This window comes from Streptomyces sp. NPDC057424, assembly GCF_042803315.1.
In the GTDB taxonomy this organism is placed as follows: Bacteria; Actinomycetota; Actinomycetes; order Streptomycetales; family Streptomycetaceae; genus Streptomyces.
Genome location: NZ_JBHVCP010000007.1, coordinates 24,159 through 43,953, shown reverse-complemented (window position 1 = coordinate 43,953; position 19,795 = coordinate 24,159). Strand labels below are relative to the sequence as shown.

The following is a 19,795-nucleotide window of genomic DNA, read 5'->3' as shown; positions in this document are numbered from 1 at the left end:
ATGTTCTGTCGTTAGAGTTGGGAGCATGGATGGAGTGCCCGAGCCACACACCGGATGGACGTTTCTCACCAACCACGCCCGCGTGCTGGCCGCCATTGCCGACAATCACAGTGCTCGTATCCGGGACATAGCGGCCCACTGCCGTCTCACCGAGCGAGCCGTACAGAAGATCATCGCCGACCTGGAGCAGGACGGGTACCTCTCCCACACCCGGGAGGGGCGCACCAACACGTACCGGATCGACCCCGGCAAGGTGCTGCGCCACCCGGCCGAGGCGGGTCTGACCGTGGCGGCCCTGATGTCCCTGCTCGTCAAGGACGAGGCCGACCGCGCCACGACCTCCGCCGTCCGCAGCCGCCCGCACGCCGCGACCTGACCGCCCTGCCGAGCACCCACCGGACCTGCCCCGGTGGTCCGGCCCCACGCCGCGGCCCGACCGGTGGACTGTCGGCAACCCACCGCCCGAGCGGCGGGCCCCCGTGCGTCGCGGCCCGGCCGGCGGGCCACGCACGTCATGGCCCGACCGGGTGGGCTGTCCGCAGGCCGGCGCCTGGCCACCGCACCATCCGTACTCGGCGACCTGCCCGGAGGCTCCGTACGCCGCGGCCCGGCAGACCGTCCGTCCGTATCCGGACGGGTGGCCGGTCTCCCCGTAGCCGCCTACGCCTGCGCGAGCACACCCTGTACGAAGGTGTTGGCGAACTTCCCCTGAGGGTCAAGCTCCCGCGCCAGCGCCCGGAAGTCACCGAGCCGTGGATACAGCTCGCGCAGGCCGGAGGCGGGCAGGGCGAAGACCTTTCCCCAGTGCGGCCGGGCCCCGAAGGGAGCCAGCGCCGCCTCGACCCGCCGCACGACCGGCAGTACCGCCCGCGTGTCCTCGATCCACGTGAAGTGCGCCGCGACGGTGTCCCGCCCGTGCGAGGGGCTCAGCCACTGGTCGTCCCCGGCGACCGTGCGCACCTCGCAGGTCTGCAGGACGGGGGCGACGGTCTCCCGGATCGCGTCGAGCGCGTGCAGCATCGCCACGGCGTGCCCGCGCGGCAGCAGGTACTCGGACTGCAGCTCCGCCCCGCTGCTCGGGACGAACTCCGCCCGGAAGTGCGGCAGCCGCTGGTGCCACGGCCCCGGGACACCGAACTGCTCGGTGCAGTTGACCGCGGGCATGCCCGGCACCGGGTGCATCTTCTCCCTGGCGGGAGCGGCCCACGGGAAGGCCGGCAGCGGCTGGTCGGTGCGCCGCTTGAGCCACACCTGCCGGAAGCCCGGCTCCCGCCAGTCGGTGAACAGGCTGACGCTGTACCCCGTCGCCATCACCGTCTCGAACACCCCGGAGTCCAGGCCCTCCAGCGGCAGTTCGGTGAACACGTGTTGCTCGACCTCGAAGGCCGGCTCCAGCTCAAGGGTGAGCGCGGCGACGACGCCGAGTGCGCCCAGCGACGTGACGGCCCCGCCGAACCGCTCCTCGTCCCGGCCTATGGTCACCACCGAGCCGTCGGCCGTGACCAGTTCCACCTCGCGCACCGACGCCGAGAGCGGGCCGTTGAGCACCCCCGAGCCGTGGGTGCCGGTCGCGACCGACCCGGCCACCGAGATGTGCGGCAGGGACGCCATGTTGTGCAGCGCGAGTCCCTGACCGTGCACCCGGCGGGCCAGGTCCGCGTAGCGCACGCCGCCGCCGACCCGGACCGTCCGGGCCACCGTGTCGACGTCCACCTCCGGGGGGAGGTCCGCCAGGGACAGCAGGACGCCCTCGGGGCCCGGTTCGGCGATCTCGTTGAACGAGTGCCCGCTGCCCAGGACCCGCACCCGGTCGCCGTCCGCGACGAGCGTGCGCAGCGCGGCGAGCGACCCGGGCCGGTGCAGTTCCTTGGCCGCGTAGGTGATGTTGCCCGCCCAGTTGGTCACGGTCCCGTTCATCGCGTCGTCCTTCTCCCGAGACAGCGGGGACCGGGAAGCCCCCGGCCGGAACCTACCCCGGCCCCGCAGTCCATTGCCGACGCCGCCCGGCCCGGCCTACCGTAGAGGCCGTAGAGAGCGGTTTCCCATCCGGTTCCACCCCGGTTTCCACCTCGATCCGGAAGGTCACCTCCTTGAGCCAGCGCCCCCAGGCACTGTTCGCCATGGCCGCCGAGAACGTGCCGCAGGTCTTCCCGCCCGAGGTGCTGGCGCGGCTGAGCAGGTCCGTGGACATCGACCCGGCGCTCGTGGCCCAGGACTTCACCGGCCCACGCGTCCTCGGCGCGCTGGCCCGGGCCGAGATCCTGGTGACCGGCTGGGGGTGCCCCCGGCTCGACGAGACGGTCCTCGACGCCGCTCCCCGGCTGCGGGCGGTGCTGCACTCGGCCGGATCCGTGAAGTCCTTCGCCACCCCCGCCCTCTGGGAGCGCGGCATCGCCGTCTCCTCGGCGGCCGTCGCCAACGCGCTGCCGGTCGCCGAGTACACCCTCGCCATGATCCTGCTCGCCGGGAAGGACGTCCTCGCCGCCCGCGACCGGATGCGCACGGCACGCACCTCCACCGGCTGGGGCGTCATCCCCGGCATCGGCAACCACGGCCGCCGGGTCGGCGTCATCGGCGCCTCCCGCATCGGCCGCCGCGTCCTCGAACTGCTCCGCCCCTTCGACCTGCGGCCCGTCCTGACCGACCCGTACGTCGACGAACGGCAGGCCGCCGCGCTCGGCGTCCCCCTGCTGCCCCTGGACGAGCTGCTGCGCACGTCCGCCATCGTCACCGTGCACGCCCCCGAGACACCCGAGACCCACCACATGATCGGCCGCCGTGAGCTGGCCCTGATGCCCGACGGGGCGGTGCTGATCAACACCGCGCGCGGCGCGCTGGTCGACCACGACGCCCTCGTGGCGGAACTGCGCGCCGGGCGCCTGACCGCGATCCTCGACGTCACCGACCCGGAGCCGCTCCCCGCCGACTCGCCCCTCTACGACCTGCCCGGCGCCTTCGTCACCCCGCACCTCGCGGGCTCCCAGGGGAACGAGCTGGCCCGGCTCGGCCTGACGGTCGCCGAGGAGGCGGAACGGCTGCTGGCCGGGGAGAAGCCTGCCCACGCGGTCGACTGGGCGGCACTGGAGCGCGAAGCCTGACAGCTGCTCCGGCAATCGCGGCGAACGGTGCATTCCGCCGGCTCGGGGGGACCCGGTACCGGTCACGCACACCCATGGGCATACCGTGAGGAGTCGTACGTCCGAACCGGGAGGAGAGACGGGATGGGCAGCCGTACCGCGCTGGTCGAGGATCTGATGGAGCGGTTCCCGCACGTGCCGCGGGAGGCCGTCTTCAAGGAGGACCTGCTCCGCGGCGGCGTCGCCTTCGACCCGTCCGCGCTCAGCGACAACGAGGGCGGCGAGGTCAAGCCGAAGTCGTACTTCATCTTCTCCTTCGACCACGGCACCCTGCCCGAGCTGGGCGAGGCCGCGCTGCGCCGGCCGCCCGAGGAGATCATCCTCACCGGCGGCCCCTACGACCTGCGCCGCACCGTCGTCTCGGTGCGCGTGAACCCGTCCTCGCCGTACCGCGTCGCCGCGAACGACGACGGTGTGCTCGGTCTCTACCTCGACGGCAAGCGGATCTCCGACGTCGGTGTGCCGCCGATGCCCGAGTACTACCGGCACACCCTCGCGAGCGGGAAGTCGGTCATGGAGGTCGCCCCGACCATCCAGTGGGGCTACCTGATCTACCTGACCGTCTTCCGGGTCTGCCAGTACTTCGGCGCCAAGGAGGAGTGCCAGTACTGCGACATCAACCACAACTGGCGCCAGCACAAGGCCGCCGGCCGGCCCTACACGGGCGTGAAGGACGTCGAGGAGGTACTGGAGGCGCTCGAGATCATCGACCGCTACGACACCGCCAAGGCCTCCACCGCCTACACCCTCACCGGCGGCGCCATCACCAAGACGGTCTCCGGCCGGGACGAGGCCGACTTCTACGGCCACTACGCCAAGGCCATCGAGGAGCGCTTCCCCGGCCGCTGGATCGGCAAGGTGGTCGCCCAGGCGCTGCCGCGCGACGACGTCCAGCGCTTCAAGGACCACGGCGTGCAGATCTACCACCCCAACTACGAGGTGTGGGACGAGTACCTCTTCAAGATGTACTGCCCGGGCAAGGAGCGCTACGTCGGCCGGGACGAATGGCACAAGCGCATCCTGGACTCGGCCGAGATCTTCGGCGCACGCAACGTCATCCCCAACTTCGTGGCGGGCGTGGAGATGGCGGAGCCGTTCGGCTTCACGACGGTCGACGAGGCCATCGCCTCGACCACCGAGGGCCTGCGGTTCTTCATGTCGCACGGCATCACGCCCCGCTTCACCACCTGGTGCCCGGAGCCCACGACTCCGCTCGGCAAGGCCAATCCGCAGGGCGCGCCCCTGGAATACCACATCCGCCTGCTCCAGGCCTACCGGCAGACCATGGAGGACTTCGGTCTCTCCTCGCCCCCCGGCTACGGCCCGCCCGGCGCCGGCAACGCGGTCTTCTCGGTCAGCTCCTTCATGGACAGCCTCCCGGCCGACGAACCCACCGCTGTTTGATAACACTTCGATGACGTCCTCGCCTGCGGCGGCACGACGATGAGTCGCAGGGCGGCCGCAACCGTATGACACTCCGAAGCCGGAGCCATGGGGGTGCGGCCGCCCTGTCGTGATATCTGAACAGGGCGCTTGTCAGTTGTGCGGAAGGCGTGAAAAGCTCTTGCCCTGCCGCGAGGGTCCCCCCAACTCCAATGCCGATGTGGTGAGTTGACCTCGCTTGTGGATGCAGGAGACTCATGCCCGACCTGCCGACCCCTCAGGACGCCACCGAGGCCGCGCTGTTCTCCGAGTGCTGGGACGCGGTCCTCGCGTACGCGGACCTGTGCACGTCCGGTTCCGCCGCCGCCGCACAGCTGGGCCGCGAGGCGTTCGCGCACGGCATACGCGAAGCCCGCGCCGCCGGCGCCGGCCCGGTCCGCGGCACCGGCCGCCGCCCGGCCCTGCTGCCCCGCATACCCCTGCTGCTGACCTCCGTGCGCACCACGGCCGCGGCCTGGGAGGAGGAGGGGCAGGGCCACAAACTCGACCCCGACCTGCGTCTGTGGCTCAACTCGGACAAGGCCGCCCGCTACACCGGCCCGCCCCTGCAGCGCCCGCTCGCGCTGCGCGGCCTGCGCGATCTGCAGCAGGCGGACGCCGAACTGCTGTGGTTCGCCGAGGTGGAGGCGCTCCCGCTGCCCCTGGTCGCCCGCCGCCTCGGCCTCGACCCGGCCGGCGTGGCCGAGGAACTCCAGCAGGTGCGCACCCTGTTCCGGGACCGCTGCCACCGCAACCACCTCGACACGCCGATGGACGGCCAGTGCCGCAGCTACGCCCGGCTGCTGGACGCCGTCACCCGCTCCTCCTGCGCCGAGACCCCCGGCGACCTCTCCCGGCACCTCGCCACCTGCGTGCAGTGCGCCGAGGCCGCCGCCTGTCTGCGCCTGCACGGCGGCTCCCTGCCCGGGGCGCTGGCCGGTGGGGTGATCGGCTGGGGCGGCCTCGCCTATCTGGAGCGCCGCCGCCGCGCCGCCGAGGTACGGCTCGGCGCCGGCCGCCCCGGCCCGGCGGACAAGGCGGCCGGCGAACCGGAGGACGACGAGCAGAAGGCGCGTGTGGCCCGCAACGGCCTCCTCGTCGCCGCGGTCCTGGTCTCCGTGCTGGCCCTCGGCGTCTCGTTGATGCCCTTCGGCGGCGGAGGCGACGACCTCGGAGCGCCCGGCGGCGACCGCCAGCCGGTGGCCGACCCCGCTCCGCCCCTGCCGTCCGCCCCGTCCCTGCCGCCCGCGACCTCGAGGCCGGCCGACCGGACCGCCCGGAGCACGAAGCAGCCGGAGAAGCCCGGCACTTCGGAGGGCAGCAACCGCCACACGGAACCGCAGGGCACCTCCTCGCCCACGGACCGGACCGAGCCCGGTGAGAGCGGGGACCCCGCCTGCCGGGTCGAGTACGACCTGGTCAACCAGTGGCCCGACGGCTTCCAGGCCACCGTCACCGTCACCAGCACCGAGTCCCTCGACTCCTGGCGCGTCGCCTGGTCCTTCCGGGACGGCCAGCGGGTCGGTCAGATGTGGGACGCCTCCGTGTCCCAGGACGGCTCCCGCGTCACCGCCACCGGCGCCGACTACAACAAGTCGGTCCCCGCGGGCGGCGATCTGGCCTTCGGCTTCCTCGCCTCCTGGCACGGCAAGAACTCCCCGCCCTACGACTTCGAGCTGAACGGCCACGCCTGCGCGAAAAGCAGTTGACGCGCCTCCGCCGTGACCGGATAGCGTTACGGCGGTTCCGCGCACGGCAGTTCCGCGCGCGGCGGCCCCACGACGTCCCGCGAAGTATCGAGCAGAAAGACAAGGAGGTGTCGACCGATGGCTGACATTGCGATGAGCGCTGCCCGCATCCAGTTCGTCAAGTCCACCTCCGTGGCCTTCGGCTGATCCGACCGACTGTCGGGCCGGGGGCCGACCTGGAAGGGTCACCCTTGTCTTTCACTTCTGCTTCATCCGTTGCCTCGGCTCTCGCTCCCTACGGCTGGGACGAGGCCTGGGCCGAGGCGTTCGCCCCGTACGAGACCGAAGGGCTGCTGCCCGGCCGGGTCGTCCGGGTCGACCGCGGTCAGTGCGACGTGCTCACCGCCGACGGGCTGCTGCGGGCCGACACCGCGTTCGTCACCCCGCACGACCCCCTGCGGGTCGTCTGCACCGGTGACTGGGTCGCCGTCGAACCCGGCGGGAACCCGCGCTACGTCCGCACCTACCTGCCGCGCCGCACCGCCTTCGTCCGTTCCACCTCCTCGCAGCGGTCCGAGGGGCAGATCCTCGCGGCCAACGTCGACCATGCCGTCATCGCCGTGTCCCTCGCGGTCGAGCTCGACCTCGGCCGCGTCGAGCGCTTCCTCGCGCTCGCCTGGGAGTCCGGGGCCCAGCCCGTCGTCGTCCTCACCAAGGCCGACCTCGTGCCGGACGCCGTGACGCTCTCGTACCTCGTCCAGGACGTGCAGACGAGCGCGCCCGGCGTGCCGGTCGTGCCCGTCAGCGCCCTGGACGAGGGGGGCGCCTCCCCGCTCGAGCGCGGCCGAGAGCCGGGGGGAGGGCTCGACGTGCTCGCCGCGATCGTCGGCGGGGGGACGTCCGTGCTGCTCGGGCAGTCCGGCGCGGGCAAGTCGACCCTCGCCAACGCGCTGCTCGGCGAGGACGTCATGGCCGTCCGGGCCACCCGGGAGGTCGACGGCAAGGGCCGCCACACCACGACCACGCGCAACCTGCTCGCCCTGCCCGGCGGGGGCGTCCTGATCGACACCCCCGGGCTGCGGGGCGTCGGCCTGTGGGACGCCGAGACCGGCGTCGGGCAGGTGTTCTCCGAGATCGAGGAACTGGCCGAGCGGTGCCGCTTCCACGACTGCGCCCACGAGGCGGAGCCCGGATGTGCCGTGCTGGCCGCGATCGAGACCGGTGAGCTGCCCGAGCGGCGGCTGGAGAGCTACCGCAAGCTGCTGCGGGAGAACCAGCGCATCGTCGCCAAGACCGACGCCCGCCTCCGGGCCGAGATCCGCAAGGACTGGAAGCGGAAGGGGGCGATCGGCAGGGCCGCGATGGAGGCGAAACGTGGATCGCACTGGCGTTCGTAGCTGATCCGCGTCCCGCCGCCCGGGCCCACCCGATCGCGGTGTCCGATTTCCGCCAGCGACCGCCCGGCCGACGGCGGAGACTGGGCCTGTGAGAGACCAGGGAACGGACGATGGCACCAGGTACGAGGCCGTACGCAGCCGCGACGCCCGTTTCGACGGCGTGTTCTTCTTCGCCGTCGAGACGACCGGCATCTACTGCCGGCCGAGCTGCCCCGCGGTCACCCCGAAGCGGGCCAACGTACGGTTCTTCGCCACGGCAGCCGCCGCGCAGGGCTCGGGCTTCCGGGCCTGCCGGCGGTGCCGCCCGGACGCCGTGCCCGGCTCCGCCGAGTGGAACGTCCGCGCGGACGTGGTGGGCCGGGCCGTGCGGCTGATCACCGACGGTGTGGTCGACCGGGAGGGGGTCGCCGGTCTCGCCGCACGCCTCGGCTACAGCGCCCGGCAGGTGCAGCGGCAGCTCACCGCCGAACTCGGCGCCGGGCCGGTCGCCCTCGCCCGGGCCCAGCGGGCCCACACCGCACGCGTCCTGGTGCAGACCACCGAACTGCCGATCACCGAGATCGCGTTCGCGTCGGGCTTCGCCAGCGTGCGGCAGTTCAACGACACGATCCGGGCGGTGTACGCGTCGACCCCCAGTGAGCTGCGCGCCGCCGCGCCGAAGCACGGCCGGGGCCGCCGTGCGGCCACCCCGGACGCCGGCATCCCGCTCCGGCTCGCCCACCGCGGCCCCTACCGGGCCGGACCCGTCTTCGACCTGCTGGACCGCGAGGCCGTACCCGGCATCGAGGAGATGAGCGGCCCGCCCGGCACACGCACCTACCGGCGCACCCTCCGCCTCCCGTACGGCACCGGCATCGTCGCCGTCGACGAACGCCCGGGCACCGCCCGGCCCGGCCGCGGTGCCCACCCGGGCGGCTGGCTCGACGCCCGGCTGCACCTCACCGACCCGCGCGACCTGACCACCGCAGTCCAGCGGCTGCGGCGGTTGTTCGACCTCGACGCCGACCCCTACGCCGTCGACGAGCGCCTCGCCGCCGACCCGCGGCTCGCACCCCTGGTCGCCGCCCGGCCCGGGCTGCGCTCACCGGGCACCGCCGACCCGGAGGAACTCGCGGTGCGCGCCCTGACCGGCCGCACGGAGGCGGAACGGCTCGTACGCCGCTACGGCAAGGCCCTCGACGTCCCCTGCGGGAGCCTCACCCACCTCTTCCCCGAGCCGGCCGTCCTCGCCGGGGCCGAGCCCGGCGGCACCCTCGGCGCGCTCACCGCCGCCCTCGCCGACCACGCCGTACGCCTGGACCCGGGCGCCGACCGGGACGACGCGCAGGACGCCCTGCGTGCCGTGCCCGGACTGGACGCCCGTACGGTGGCCGAGATCCGCACCCGCGCCCTCGGCGACCCGGACGTCGCCCCGCCCGGCCTCGACGTCCCCGACCACTGGCGCCCCTGGCGCTCGTACGCTGTGAACCACCTGCGCGCAGCAGGGGAGTGGGAGTTGTGATGACCTGCCCGACCTACTGGACGAGTGTGCCCGGCCCCCTCGGGCCGCTGCTCCTCACCGCCGCCCCCACCGGCGAGCTGACCTCCCTGTCCGTGCCCGGCCAGAAGGGCGGACGCGAGGTGCGGGACGACTGGCGGCGCGACCCCGGGCCCTTCAGGGAGGCCGAGGAGCAGCTCGCCGCCTACTTCGCCGGGGAACTGAAGGAGTTCCGCCTGGTCTGGCGTACCGAGGGCACCGCCTTCCGTGAGAAGGTCTGGGCCGCGCTGGACGACATTCCCTACGGCGCGACCGTGACCTACGGTGAGATCGCCGCGCGCATCGGAGTGCCCCGGGCGGCCGTGCGGGCCGTCGGCGGTGCGATCGGCGCGAATCCGCTGCTGGTGGTCCGCCCGTGCCACCGGGTGATCGGGGCGGACGGCGCGCTGACCGGCTACGCGGGCGGCCTGGACCGCAAGATCCGGCTGCTGACGCACGAGGGTGTGCTGCCCGTCTGAGGGCTCAGCCCCAGAAGGCCGCGCCCACCCACGCCGCCGCGATCAGCTGGCAGGTGAACAGTTCGGCCAGGATGCTGGAGCCGCCCGCGCGCATGATCGTGCGCAGGGCGGCGACCGCGTCGGCGTGACGGCCGAGGCGGAGCCGCTCGAAGAGGTAGACACCGCCCAGGAAGCCGGGGATCGCGCCGACTACGGGGACCACGACGAAGCCGAGGACGGATCCGGCTCCGGCGTGGGCCAGCATGCGGCGGGTGGTGCCGTTCATACGCAACCGCCGGGGCGGGAGTGCCCAGCGGACGGCCTGGGAGACGAGCAGCAGGACCGTGGCTCCCACCAGCACCCACCAGGAGACGGGCTGCGGATCCTTCAGCGCCCACCACAGGACCGCGGCCCACACGAGCCACGATCCCGGCATGGCGGGCAGCAGCACTCCGCACAGCCCGAGCAGGATGACCAGCCCGACCAGCAGGAGGTCCCACACTCCCATCTGACCAGACTGCCGGAAGACGTGAGAACGCGCAGGTCAGAGACGTGTCCGGGGCTCAGACCCGCAGGTCAGCCGCTCGCGCCCCGCCGGAGCCCCTATTTCGCATGGCCGTTCTACGGCTCACTCGACATGCCGTTCACCGCGCCGTGGCGGGCCGGTTTTTTCCACAAGCCCCGTTTTCACGCGGCTCGTGCGGTGGACAATTACGGGCATGAGCCAGCAGGGGGGAAGGCCCACCGGTCACGAGGACGACTGGTGGAGGGAGTTGTACGACGACTCCGCCGACGACACGGGCCCCGCACCGGCACGGGATTCCCTGGACGACCGGTTCGCGTCGGCTTCGGGAGCCGTGGGAGACGGGGCGGAGGAGCGGACAGGGCCCTCGGACCGGCCGGTGGCGCGGCCCTTCGGCGCGGAACCCGTGGTACCCGCGCCCCGGACCGGGGCCGATGACGTGCTGGACACGCCCCGCCCGAACGGCCGGGCCCCACAGCGCGCGCCCTGGGAGCCGCCGTCGGCCCGGCCCACCGGGCCCGTGAGCTTCCCGACCGCGGCGAAACCGCCGGGGCGCGCCGAGCAGGCACCCGACCCCGCCCCCACGGCCGGACGGACAGGCGACGCGGCCCCGCCGGTCAGCGGCGCCACGCGCTCGGGGGGTGCCGCGGCCCCGCCGGACAGTGGCGGCACGCGCCCGGGTGAGCGCTCGGGGGGTGCCGCGGCCTCGCCGGTCAGCGGCGGTACGCCCTCGGGCGAGCGCACAGGGAGTGACGCAACCTCGTCTGCGGCCGCCCCTCGTCCGCCCTCGGAGAGGCCGCGGCAGACCCCCGCCCCGACGATCCCCGCCTCACGGACACCCCCGGTGCCCCCGCCCCCCACGACCCCTCCGGCCTGGCCGAACCCCGAGGCCGGCCCGGCCACGGCTCTGGGCCCACCCGGCAGTCCCGCCCCCCAGGCCCCCGCGACCGCGCCCGGCGGCTCCGCGCCCTACCCGCCCGAGCCCAGCGGAGCCGCGTCCCCCGCCGACCCCGGCAACGCTGCGTACCCGACCTCGGCGGACCGGCCACCGGCGCCGCCGCGCCCCGCCGCCCCGCCGCCCCCATCCGCAACCCCGACCGACCAGCCGCCCCGGCTTCCACGCCCGAGCGACTCGGCGCCCGCGCCGACGGGCCCGGCTGATCAGGTGCCCGTGCCGCCGCCCCCCGCCGAGCCGCCGTCCGCGGTCCCGCACCCCGCAGCTCCTCAGCCGGTGCTGACGGGCCCCGCCGACACCCCGCCCACACCTCCCACCACGAACCCCCCGCCCGACCCGCCCGACCAGACCGGCCCCCGGATCGAGCGCCCCGCGCCCACCCCCCGGCCACGTGGCCACGTAGGCACCCGGCCGCCCACCTACGACGCCGAACCCACCGCTCTCCCGGCCGCCGATCCGGATGATCTCGACGACCTCGTCGCGGACACCGTGCTGGACGGGGCCCGGTACGGGGCCTGTACGTTGCGGGCCGTCTCCGTGCGGGGGGACTCCGCACGGTACCGGGGCGAGCCCCGCAGGGATTCGCTGCTCACCGCCCGGTTCGGCACGGGGGAGCACGCGCTGCTGCTGGTGGCGATGGCGACCGGTGCCCGGGCCGCGCCGGGCGCGCACCGGGCCGCCGCCGAGGCCTGTCACTGGATCGGGCGGGCCGTCGGCCGCAGCCACGCACGGCTGGTCGAGGACATAAGGGACGGCCGCCGCGGCGACCTGAAGTCCGGGCTGCACCGGCTCACCGACCGCAGTCTCGGCAAACTCCGGGCCAGCGCCTCCGAGCAGGGCGTCGACCCCGAGGCGTACGCGGCCGGCCTGCGCTGCCTGCTGCTGCCGGCCGACCCCGACTGCCGTACACGGGTCTTCTTCGGGGTCGGACAGGGCGGACTGTTCCGGTTGCGGGAGGGGGAGTGGCAGGACATCGAGCCGCAGGTCGCCGAGACCAAGGGCGAACCCGTCCTGGGCTTCGGCTCACCGCCCTCCGAGACACCCGAGGGCGACCGGCTCACCATGGACCTGGGCATCCCGACCCCGCCCAGCCCGTACGAACCGGCCCCGGAGCCGCCCCGCGAGCCCTTCCGCTTCCGGACCTCCGTCGCCCGCCCGGGTGACACGCTCCTGATGTGCAGCGGTGGCCTCGCCGACCCCCTGCGCGGCGAGCCAGAACTGGGCGAGTACCTCGCGGAGCGGTGGTCCCGCCCCGAGCCGCCCGGTCTCGCCGCGTTCCTCGCCGACTGCCAGGTACGGGTCAAGGGGTATGCCGACGACCGGACGGCCGCCGCGGTCTGGGAGGCGTGAGCACGACCGGTGTGACTTGATGGAACCCGGAGGGATCCCAGGAGACCGAAGGGGCAGACGAGAACCATGGCCAGACAGAACGTCGCGGAGCAGTTCGTCGACATCCTGACCCGCGCCGGAGTCAAACGCCTCTACGGAGTCGTCGGCGACAGCCTCAACCCGGTCGTCGACGCCGTCCGCCGCAACTCCGCCATCGACTGGATCCACGTCCGGCACGAGGAGACCGCCGCCTTCGCCGCCAGCGCCGAGGCGCAGATCACCGGCGGGCTCGCCGCCTGCGCCGGCTCCTGCGGCCCCGGCAACCTCCACCTCATCAACGGCCTCTACGACGCCCACCGCTCCATGGCCCCGGTCCTCGCCCTCGCCTCGCACATCCCGTCCAGCGAGATCGGCCTCGGCTTCTTCCAGGAGACCCACCCCGACCGGCTGTTCGCCGAGTGCAGCCACTACAGCGAGATGATCTCCAGCCCGCAGCAGATGCCGCGGCTGCTGCAGACCGCCGTCCAGAACGCCGTCGGCCGCAGCGGGGTCAGTGTCGTCACCCTGCCCGGCGACATCGCCGACCTGCCCGCCCCGGAGAAGGCCGCCGAGACCGCCCTCGTGACCTCCCGTCCGACGGTCCGCCCGGGTGACGCCGAGATCGACCGGCTTCTCGAGCTGATCGACGACGCCGGCAAGGTCACCCTCTTCTGCGGCAGCGGCACGGCCGGCGCGCACGCCGAGGTCATGGAGTTCGCCGGGAAGATCAAGTCCCCGGTCGGGCACGCCCTGCGCGGCAAGGAGTGGATCCAGTACGACAACCCCTTCGACGTCGGCATGAGCGGACTGCTCGGGTACGGCGCCGCCTACGAGGCCACCCACGAGTGCGACCTGCTGATCCTGCTCGGCACCGACTTCCCCTACAACGCCTTCCTCCCCGACGACGTGAAGATCGCCCAGGTCGACGTCCGGCCCGAACACCTCGGCCGCCGCTCGAAACTGGACCTCGCGGTGTGGGGCGACGTTCGGGAGACGCTGCGCTGCCTGATCCCACGGGTGAAGGAGAAGAAGAACCGCCGCTTCCTCGACCGGATGCTGAAGAAGCACGCCGACGCGCTGGAAGGGGTGGTGAAGGCGTACACGCGCAAGGTCGAGAAGCACACGCCGATCCACCCGGAGTACGTGGCGGCCGTGCTCGACGAATTGGCCTCCGACGACGCCGTGTTCACCATCGACACCGGCATGTGCAACGTCTGGGCCGCCCGTTACATCTCGCCCAACGGCCGCCGCCGCGTCATCGGCTCCTTCTCCCACGGCTCGATGGCGAACGCGCTGCCCATGGCGATCGGCGCCCAGTTCACCGACCGCAAACGGCAGGTCGTGTCGATGTCCGGCGACGGCGGCTTCTCCATGCTGATGGGCGACTTCCTGACGCTGGTGCAGTACGACCTGCCCGTGAAGGTCGTACTGTTCAACAACTCCTCCCTCGGCATGGTGGAGTTGGAGATGCTGGTCGCCGGCCTGCCGTCGTACGGCACGGCGAACAGGAACCCCGACTTCGCCGCCGTCGCCCGCGCCTGCGGTGCGTACGGGGTGCGCGTCGAGAAGCCCAAGGACCTCCCCGGGGCCCTGAAGGACGCCTTCAAGCACAAGGGCCCGGCTCTCGTCGACGTCGTCACCGACCCCAACGCGCTGTCCATCCCGCCGAAGATCAAGGCCGAGATGGTGACCGGATTCGCCCTGTCCGCCTCGAAGATCGTGCTGGACGGCGGGGTCGGCCGGATGCTCCAGATGGCCCGCTCCAACCTGCGCAACGTGCCCCGGCTCTAGGGGGCTTCTGATGGATCTCCGCGGCGTCGCGACGCCCGGTACTCCTTCTTCCACGGAGATCCATCAGAAGCCCCCTAGCTAGGGCGTCCACCGGCGTGCGGAGGTGTCGTACACGTAGCGCGGCAGGCCCTTGATGCCGCTGGTCCGGAAGGGGCGGCCGGCGTCGTCGATCCGGACCGTGCCCGTGCGGCCCTGGGAGGACCAGTCGAGCTCCAGGTACCAGCGGCAGTCGCACCCCTGGGTCCTGGCGTTGACCAGCAGCACCTCGGGGTCGCGCGCGGAGACCCGGTAGGGCATGCGCACCGCCGGGATCGGCGTACCCGCGTCGCTCCCGGCCACCGCGCGGGCGATGGGGCGGTCCTTGTCGAGGTTCACGTCGAAGGTGCGCGGGGTGATCGAACCGCCGCAGCCCTGGTCCATGGCGTAGACGTTGCCCGGCGTGGGTGCCGAGCGCCCCACCACGCGTACGCGCAGCGCCTCCAGCACGACGGCCGTGTCGGTCCGCCCCTGCACGGACAGCCGCACGAGCGTCTCGCCGCCGTGCACCGCGTTCTGCGACGCGGCCCAGACCCCGGCGTCCTGGGGGACCGGCGGCGGTGGCACCTGCTCGGGTGGCGCGGCGACGACGTAGTCGTGACCGCAGCCCAGCTTCCACGCCTGGGAGTCGGCGGACCAGGTGAGGGGGACGGCGGGGGTGGCCGCGTCGGCGGGAGGGGTGGTTCGGGCGGAGGAAGAGGGGGTGGGCTTCTTCGTCGGAGTGGGCGACGCCGAGGGCCGCCGGGCGGTGGGGGAGCTGCCGCTCGGGGTGGGGGAGGCGCTCTCCCGGTCCGGGGCTTCGGCCGCCGCCGTAGTGGACGGAGCCGGACCGGCCGCGGATGCACGGTCGCCGGCGGACGCACGCCGCCCGTCCGGCAGCGCGGCGAGGCTCCCGAGCGCCGCGAACACCACGCAGGCGGCGGCCAGTCCGACCGCGACGCGTCTGCGGCGGTACCAGGGGCGGCCGGGGCGCGGGTCCGCTTCCGCAGGGACGTCGACAGGGCCGTCCACCGTGGTGTCCGCGTCCGTGGCCGCATTCGTGGCCGCATTCGTGTCCGCGTCCGCGTCCGTATCCGCATCCGCATCCGTGTCCGCCGTACCGGCAGCGCTCGCCGGCCGGGGACGCTGCCGCGCCGCCACCGCGAGGAGCCAGCGGCGGTGCAGCTCCAGACGCTCCTCCGCTGACGCCCCGCACAGGGCGGCGAAGCGCTCCACGGGCGCGAAGTCGAGCGGGACCGCCTCGCCCGCGCAGTAGCGGTGCAGGGTCGAGGTGTTCATGGCCAGCCGCCGGGCCAGCGAACCGTAACTGCGGTCCGTGCGCTCCTTCAGCGTCCTCAGCAGCGCCGCGAACTCCCCGACGTCGTCGACGTCCTTCCGTACCGACACCGTTCCTCCGTCCTCACGGTCCGACCCGGCCCGGAACGGCATCCCAGGCACCTCATGTATCTGCACGTCAGACGGGCTGGGATGGTTCCACCGTGCCGGATCGCATGCGGGCCGTTGCATCCGCCCGGTGTGACCGCTGATGCTTTTGGTGTCGCACCGAGCAGGTCCGGGCCGACCAGCCGGCCTCGCGGCGGCATCGACCATCCACGCACTCACCCACGGGGGACACCCATGCCCAAGCACATCCGAGCGAGCGCGCTCACCGCACTCACCGCCGCCGCCCTCGCGGCGGGCACGGTCCTCACGGCACCGGCCGCCGGTGCCGCGCCGAAGGCCGCGGCACCGAAGTTCCTGTCGGCGTCCCAGCTGCCGCCGCACCCGACCTCGGCCTGGACGGCCGGCCCGGTCACCGAGGGGTTCCCGGAGGGACTCGGCTTCTGCGTGAGTACGGAGGGCGTGCTCGACTACGACTACCGGCACCGGGAGTTCCGGACCGACCTGGACACCAGCGCCGTGCAGCTGACCGTCGTGACGGGCACAGCCGCCCAGGCCAAGGCCCTGGCGAAGCACTACGACGACCTGATCCGCACCTGCGCCGACCGCATCGAGGAGTCGTCCTCGGACATCGAGGCCGAGGGCCGGGACTACGGTTCGCTGCCGGTCGAGGAGGGCGCCCGCGTCCGCGGTCTGCACACCGAGACGTCCTGGGGCGCCACGGACATCTCGCTGCTGTCCGTCGGGCGGGACGGCAGGACCGTCACCGTCGTGTCGTGGGGCCAGATGGGCGACTTCGGCGACGCCCCCGTCGGCGCCTTCAAGAAGACGACGACCACCGCCGTCAACAAGCTCTACTGACCGCGCCCGCCGGAAGACCGGGGCCGTCCTCCCGCCACGGGGGTGGGGAGGACGGCCCCGTACCGGTCGTGGCGGCCCTGCGGACCGTCGTACTTCGGCCAACTTCACCGCAGCGCCGCACATCCGGGACCGCCGCCCCGGCCCTCCACCGCGTACGCAGGGATCGGCAGCCGGCCATCGGCCCATCGGCCGATCTCCGGCGGTCAGGATCCGCCCGAGGACGATGACCGGCTACCCTCTTGTCCCCCTCCCCGCCACCGTCGTACTGCCCGGCGGCCTGCCGCCCGGGCCGCCCGCCCCGTTCCGGTGGCCGAACACCCGGTCGTTGACGATTCGACATGACTGCCGCGTTCCCGTTGGGGCATGGATCCCCGTGAACGTGTTCGAGCAGGAGGGGAACCGACATCGGCGCGCGGGCGGGGGTCATGGAGAGGCAGGCACGACGAGGCGGTCCCATCGCGATCAGGGGCTTTTCGGCGAAGACGGTGGAGGACAGGACCGACGACGTCACGGAGCGGGATCCGGCGCCGCAGCTGAGGCGCAGACTCGGACGGGCGGACCTGCGGGCCGTCCCGGAAGCCCGCAGGGCCCTGCGGGAGATGCTCGGACAGTGGGGGAAGCACGGGCGGTCCGACGTGGCGGAACTGCTCACCAGCGAACTCGTCACCAACGCGATCGTCCACACCGACCACGACGCGGTCCTCACGGCGACCGTCGGACCCCGCGGACTGCGGGTGGAGGTGCGGGACTTCGTGGCCCGCAGGCCACGCGTGCGGGTGCCGGTCCCCGACGAGGGCACGAACGGCAGGGGCATGTTCCTGGTGCAGGCTCTCGCGGACGCCTGGGGGGTCCGGCCGCACGGCGTGGGCAAGGCCGTCTGGTTCGAGCTGGAGGCCGAGGCGGCGTGAACGCCGAAGGGGCGCGGCCCGCAGGCCACGCCCCCTCGCTGCGTCGCTGCGACTCGGCTAACCGAACTGCTGCTCCAGGTCCTTGAGCTTGCGCTCCAGGGAGTCCAGACGCGGCAGCGCCATGGTGTCGTCCTCCGCGGTGAGGTCGACGGTCACAGGGTCAGCTCCTTTGCGTACCGGCTGAAGGGAGGGACGCGAGCGCACGGGCAGGGGCTCCGGCGCGGATATGGCAGGCTCCGCGGAGACCTGCGAGGAGCCGCGCTCCACCTGCACCTCCAGCTGCCGTCCGCCACCACGGCCGAAGTGGCCGCGGTGACCGCGGCTGATCGCCTTCAGCTGGGCCCGCTCCACGCGCTGCTGGTCGCGCCGCCGCTGCCGGGCCTCATCCTTCTTGCGCTTGTCGTCGCGCACCTCGTCGACCGCCTCGTCCAGGCTGCGCACACCCTCCAGGAGCATCAGCGACCAGGCACGGTAGGTCTCCCGGGGGGCCCGCAGCCAGCGCACCATACGGATCTGCGGCAGCGGGCGGGGCACCAGGCCCTGCTCCCGCAGGGCGGCCCGGCGGGTCTGCTTCAGCGCGCGGTCGAAGAGGACCGCCGCCGACAGGGACATACCCGCGAAGAAGTGGGGGGCACCCGCGTGGCCGACACCCCGGGGCGCGTGCACCCAGTTGAACCAGGCCGCGGCGAAGGCGAACGTCCAGACCAGTATCCGGGAGCCGAGCGCCGCGTCACCGTGGCTGGCCTCGCGCACCGCGAGGACGGAGCAGAACATCGCCGCGCCGTCCAGGCCGAACGGGACGAGGTACTGCCAGCCGCCGGACAGTCCGAGGTTCTGCTCGCCGAAGCCGACCAGGCCGTGGAAGGAGAGCAGGGCGGCGACAGCCGCACAGCAGAACAGGAGGAGGTAGGAGAGGGTGCCGTAGATGGCTTCCTTGCGTCTGCGGCGTTCCTCGCTGCGCTCCCAGGAGTCGTCCGCGCTCGTGTCCTTGACCGAGGAGCGCTTGCCGCGCGCGAGCACCGCCACCGCCGCCAGCATGCCCAGGAGAAGCACGGCGCCCGGAAGCAGCCAGTTCAGCGATATGTCGGTCAGTCTCATCTGGGTGGTCCCTTGCATTGGGATAGGGCGTAACGCCCGCCATAGTGGCCCAATCCCATCGGCCCTCAGGGGGTTTCGGGGCAAGAGGCCGCCAAGGAAGTGCAAGGGGATGCCCAGGGCGGCGTTCTGCTCGAACTGCCGCTTGAGGGGCGGGAGTTGAGTTCGAACAAGACTACCCGTACGAGTGGTTCTCCGGAAAGTTCCCGTGACGCGTGAGGAATGTGTGAATCGCTTGTGGGCGCGTGGGTGTCCGGTTCCGCGATGATCTTACGGGACGGCGGGGGTGGTTGACCCCGCGAGCGCTCAACTGGCCGTGGCCAGCAGCTTGGTGACGCGGTCGGTGTCGCAGGTGCGCGGGCAGGTGGCGCAGGTGTCCTCCGGCCGGAGCGTGTAGAACATGCAGCAGCTCGCGCGGTCCCGGGTGAGCAGGGGCTCGCCGCCGGGGCCGGTCAGCTCCCGGAACGCCGCCGTGCCGACGTACGGCTTGGTCGCACCCGGCAGGAGCAGTTCCAGCTCGCGCATCGCGCGCCGCTCCTCGACCTCGCCGAGCAGCTGGGCGATGTACCAGACCCCTTCGACGATCTCGTCGGTCGCCATGCCCCACAGGGCGCGTCCGCGCCGCCGCATCCGGGGGCCGAAACCGGTCAGCACCGGCTCCAGGTGCTCGGCGACCGCCGCCCGCACCTCCGCGCGCAGCGCCTCCTCGCCGGGGACGACCCGGGCGCCGGGCAGAGCGGCCGCCTCGTCGCCGGGCAGGCAGGCGAAGCCGGAGGGGCGGACGGCCAGGTGCCCGAGGGCGTGCCCCGGGGCGGTGCGGTCGTACGAGACGTGCGTCACGGGGTAGCGGGGGACGCGGCGGTGCAGGAACCACGGCACGGTGATCAGGAGGCAGGCGGGCCAGGCGTAGCGGTGCAGGCCGAAGCTGGCGACGACGTCGGGGCGGGCCTGCCGGTCGTAGTCCCGCTGGATCTGCTCCACGTCCCACGCCAGGAAGCGGTCGAGGGCGGGGCCTGCGGCCGCGAAGTCGGCGGCCGCGGTCCAGCCACCGCCGTGCGGGGTCTCGTCGCCCGCGTTCAGTTCGGTGACCGCCAGCCCCGGGAGAACCTCGGCCAGGCGTGCGTAGGCGCCGGAGACGGCCGAAAGGAGCGCAGGCATGTGATCACCGATCCGTCGGGGTGAAACGGGGCTCTTGAAGGTAAGCCTAACCTTACTAAGGATCTCCGGAAATTGAACTGGGATTTGAACTGCGGGCCGGGG

The 19,795-nt window shown here is 73.1% G+C and carries 16 protein-coding genes; 11 read left to right on the top strand and 5 right to left on the bottom strand.

What is annotated here, in order from left to right; genetic code table 11:
* The first annotated feature begins 25 nt into the window (after positions 1–25).
* A complete protein-coding gene (locus tag ACFU3E_RS08820; RefSeq protein ID WP_384154096.1) occupies positions 26–376 on the top strand; it encodes a helix-turn-helix transcriptional regulator in 351 nt (116 codons plus the stop codon).
* Between the two features lie 284 nt (positions 377–660).
* Here ACFU3E_RS08820 and ACFU3E_RS08815 read toward each other — a convergent pair whose 3' ends face one another.
* Positions 661–1,917, bottom strand: coding sequence for a D-arabinono-1,4-lactone oxidase (locus ACFU3E_RS08815; protein ID WP_384154094.1), 1,257 nt, complete (start codon positions 1,915–1,917; stop codon positions 661–663).
* 173 nt (positions 1,918–2,090) lie between these two features.
* Here ACFU3E_RS08815 and ACFU3E_RS08810 point away from each other — a divergent pair, with 173 nt between their 5' ends.
* From ACFU3E_RS08810 to ACFU3E_RS08785, 6 genes are all read left to right on the top strand, one after another.
* Positions 2,091–3,098 carry a hydroxyacid dehydrogenase gene (locus ACFU3E_RS08810; RefSeq protein WP_384154092.1) on the top strand — a complete coding sequence of 336 codons (1,008 nt, stop codon included), beginning with the start codon at positions 2,091–2,093 and terminating at the stop codon, positions 3,096–3,098.
* 123 nt (positions 3,099–3,221) lie between these two features.
* A complete protein-coding gene (locus tag ACFU3E_RS08805; protein ID WP_384154090.1) occupies positions 3,222–4,541 on the top strand; it encodes a radical SAM protein in 1,320 nt (439 codons plus the stop codon).
* Positions 4,542–4,777: 236 nt separating this feature from the next.
* Positions 4,778–6,268 carry a cellulose binding domain-containing protein gene (locus tag ACFU3E_RS08800; RefSeq protein ID WP_384154088.1) on the top strand — a complete coding sequence of 497 codons (1,491 nt, stop codon included), beginning with the start codon at positions 4,778–4,780 and terminating at the stop codon, positions 6,266–6,268.
* Between the two features lie 230 nt (positions 6,269–6,498).
* Positions 6,499–7,644, top strand: coding sequence for a ribosome small subunit-dependent GTPase A (gene rsgA / locus ACFU3E_RS08795; protein WP_384154086.1), 1,146 nt, complete (start codon positions 6,499–6,501; stop codon positions 7,642–7,644).
* Between the two features lie 88 nt (positions 7,645–7,732).
* Positions 7,733–9,145, top strand: coding sequence for a DNA-3-methyladenine glycosylase 2 family protein (locus ACFU3E_RS08790; protein WP_384154084.1), 1,413 nt, complete (start codon positions 7,733–7,735; stop codon positions 9,143–9,145).
* On the top strand, positions 9,145–9,639 hold the full coding sequence (locus ACFU3E_RS08785) for a methylated-DNA--[protein]-cysteine S-methyltransferase (RefSeq protein ID WP_384154082.1): 495 nt from the start codon (positions 9,145–9,147) through the stop codon (positions 9,637–9,639). The genes ACFU3E_RS08790 and ACFU3E_RS08785 overlap by 1 nt, the downstream gene beginning before the upstream one ends.
* A gap of 4 nt (positions 9,640–9,643) precedes the next feature.
* Here ACFU3E_RS08785 and ACFU3E_RS08780 read toward each other — a convergent pair whose 3' ends face one another.
* Complete coding sequence (locus tag ACFU3E_RS08780) at positions 9,644–10,126, bottom strand: DUF456 domain-containing protein (RefSeq protein WP_384154080.1); 483 nt, start codon at positions 10,124–10,126, stop codon at positions 9,644–9,646.
* Between the two features lie 211 nt (positions 10,127–10,337).
* On the opposite strand from ACFU3E_RS08780, the gene ACFU3E_RS08775 reads away from it, so the two are divergent.
* The gene (locus ACFU3E_RS08775; protein ID WP_384154078.1) at positions 10,338–12,446 is read left to right on the top strand and encodes a protein phosphatase 2C domain-containing protein; all 2,109 of its coding nucleotides are present in this window, start codon (positions 10,338–10,340) and stop codon (positions 12,444–12,446) included.
* A gap of 66 nt (positions 12,447–12,512) precedes the next feature.
* Positions 12,513–14,255 (top strand): pyruvate dehydrogenase, encoded by a 1,743-nt coding sequence (locus tag ACFU3E_RS08770; RefSeq protein WP_384154076.1) that lies wholly within the window; start codon positions 12,513–12,515, stop codon positions 14,253–14,255.
* Positions 14,256–14,333: 78 nt separating this feature from the next.
* Here the strand turns inward: ACFU3E_RS08770 and ACFU3E_RS08765 are convergent, their stop codons facing one another.
* Positions 14,334–15,677, bottom strand: coding sequence for a helix-turn-helix domain-containing protein (locus ACFU3E_RS08765; RefSeq protein ID WP_384154074.1), 1,344 nt, complete (start codon positions 15,675–15,677; stop codon positions 14,334–14,336).
* Positions 15,678–15,908: 231 nt separating this feature from the next.
* Here ACFU3E_RS08765 and ACFU3E_RS08760 point away from each other — a divergent pair, with 231 nt between their 5' ends.
* Complete coding sequence (locus ACFU3E_RS08760; RefSeq protein ID WP_384154072.1) at positions 15,909–16,532, top strand: hypothetical protein; 624 nt, start codon at positions 15,909–15,911, stop codon at positions 16,530–16,532.
* Positions 16,533–16,957: 425 nt separating this feature from the next.
* Complete coding sequence (locus tag ACFU3E_RS08755; RefSeq protein WP_384154070.1) at positions 16,958–17,440, top strand: ATP-binding protein; 483 nt, start codon at positions 16,958–16,960, stop codon at positions 17,438–17,440.
* 57 nt (positions 17,441–17,497) lie between these two features.
* Here the strand turns inward: ACFU3E_RS08755 and ACFU3E_RS08750 are convergent, their stop codons facing one another.
* Both ACFU3E_RS08750 and ACFU3E_RS08745 read right to left on the bottom strand, forming a co-directional pair.
* Positions 17,498–18,538: a DUF2637 domain-containing protein gene (locus ACFU3E_RS08750; protein ID WP_384154068.1), complete on the bottom strand. Its 1,041-nt coding sequence runs from the start codon at positions 18,536–18,538 to the stop codon at positions 17,498–17,500.
* Positions 18,539–18,841: 303 nt separating this feature from the next.
* Positions 18,842–19,693 (bottom strand): (2Fe-2S)-binding protein, encoded by an 852-nt coding sequence (locus ACFU3E_RS08745; RefSeq protein WP_384154066.1) that lies wholly within the window; start codon positions 19,691–19,693, stop codon positions 18,842–18,844.
* Positions 19,694–19,795 lie beyond the last annotated feature (102 nt).

Bases quoted from the DNA above. Each gene is read 5' to 3' on its own strand.
- ACFU3E_RS08820 (WP_384154096.1), top strand. From the start codon at position 26: ATGGATGGAGTGCCCGAGCCACACACCGGATGGACGTTTCTCACCAAC.
- ACFU3E_RS08815 (WP_384154094.1), bottom strand. From the start codon at position 1,917: ATGAACGGGACCGTGACCAACTGGGCGGGCAACATCACCTACGCGGCC.
- ACFU3E_RS08805 (WP_384154090.1), top strand. From the start codon at position 3,222: ATGGGCAGCCGTACCGCGCTGGTCGAGGATCTGATGGAGCGGTTCCCG.
- ACFU3E_RS08800 (WP_384154088.1), top strand. From the start codon at position 4,778: ATGCCCGACCTGCCGACCCCTCAGGACGCCACCGAGGCCGCGCTGTTC.
- ACFU3E_RS08785 (WP_384154082.1), top strand. From the start codon at position 9,145: ATGACCTGCCCGACCTACTGGACGAGTGTGCCCGGCCCCCTCGGGCCG.
- ACFU3E_RS08780 (WP_384154080.1), bottom strand. From the start codon at position 10,126: ATGGGAGTGTGGGACCTCCTGCTGGTCGGGCTGGTCATCCTGCTCGGG.
- ACFU3E_RS08775 (WP_384154078.1), top strand. From the start codon at position 10,338: ATGAGCCAGCAGGGGGGAAGGCCCACCGGTCACGAGGACGACTGGTGG.
- ACFU3E_RS08770 (WP_384154076.1), top strand. From the start codon at position 12,513: ATGGCCAGACAGAACGTCGCGGAGCAGTTCGTCGACATCCTGACCCGC.
- ACFU3E_RS08760 (WP_384154072.1), top strand. From the start codon at position 15,909: ATGCCCAAGCACATCCGAGCGAGCGCGCTCACCGCACTCACCGCCGCC.
- ACFU3E_RS08755 (WP_384154070.1), top strand. From the start codon at position 16,958: ATGGAGAGGCAGGCACGACGAGGCGGTCCCATCGCGATCAGGGGCTTT.
- ACFU3E_RS08750 (WP_384154068.1), bottom strand. From the start codon at position 18,538: ATGAGACTGACCGACATATCGCTGAACTGGCTGCTTCCGGGCGCCGTG.
- ACFU3E_RS08745 (WP_384154066.1), bottom strand. From the start codon at position 19,693: ATGCCTGCGCTCCTTTCGGCCGTCTCCGGCGCCTACGCACGCCTGGCC.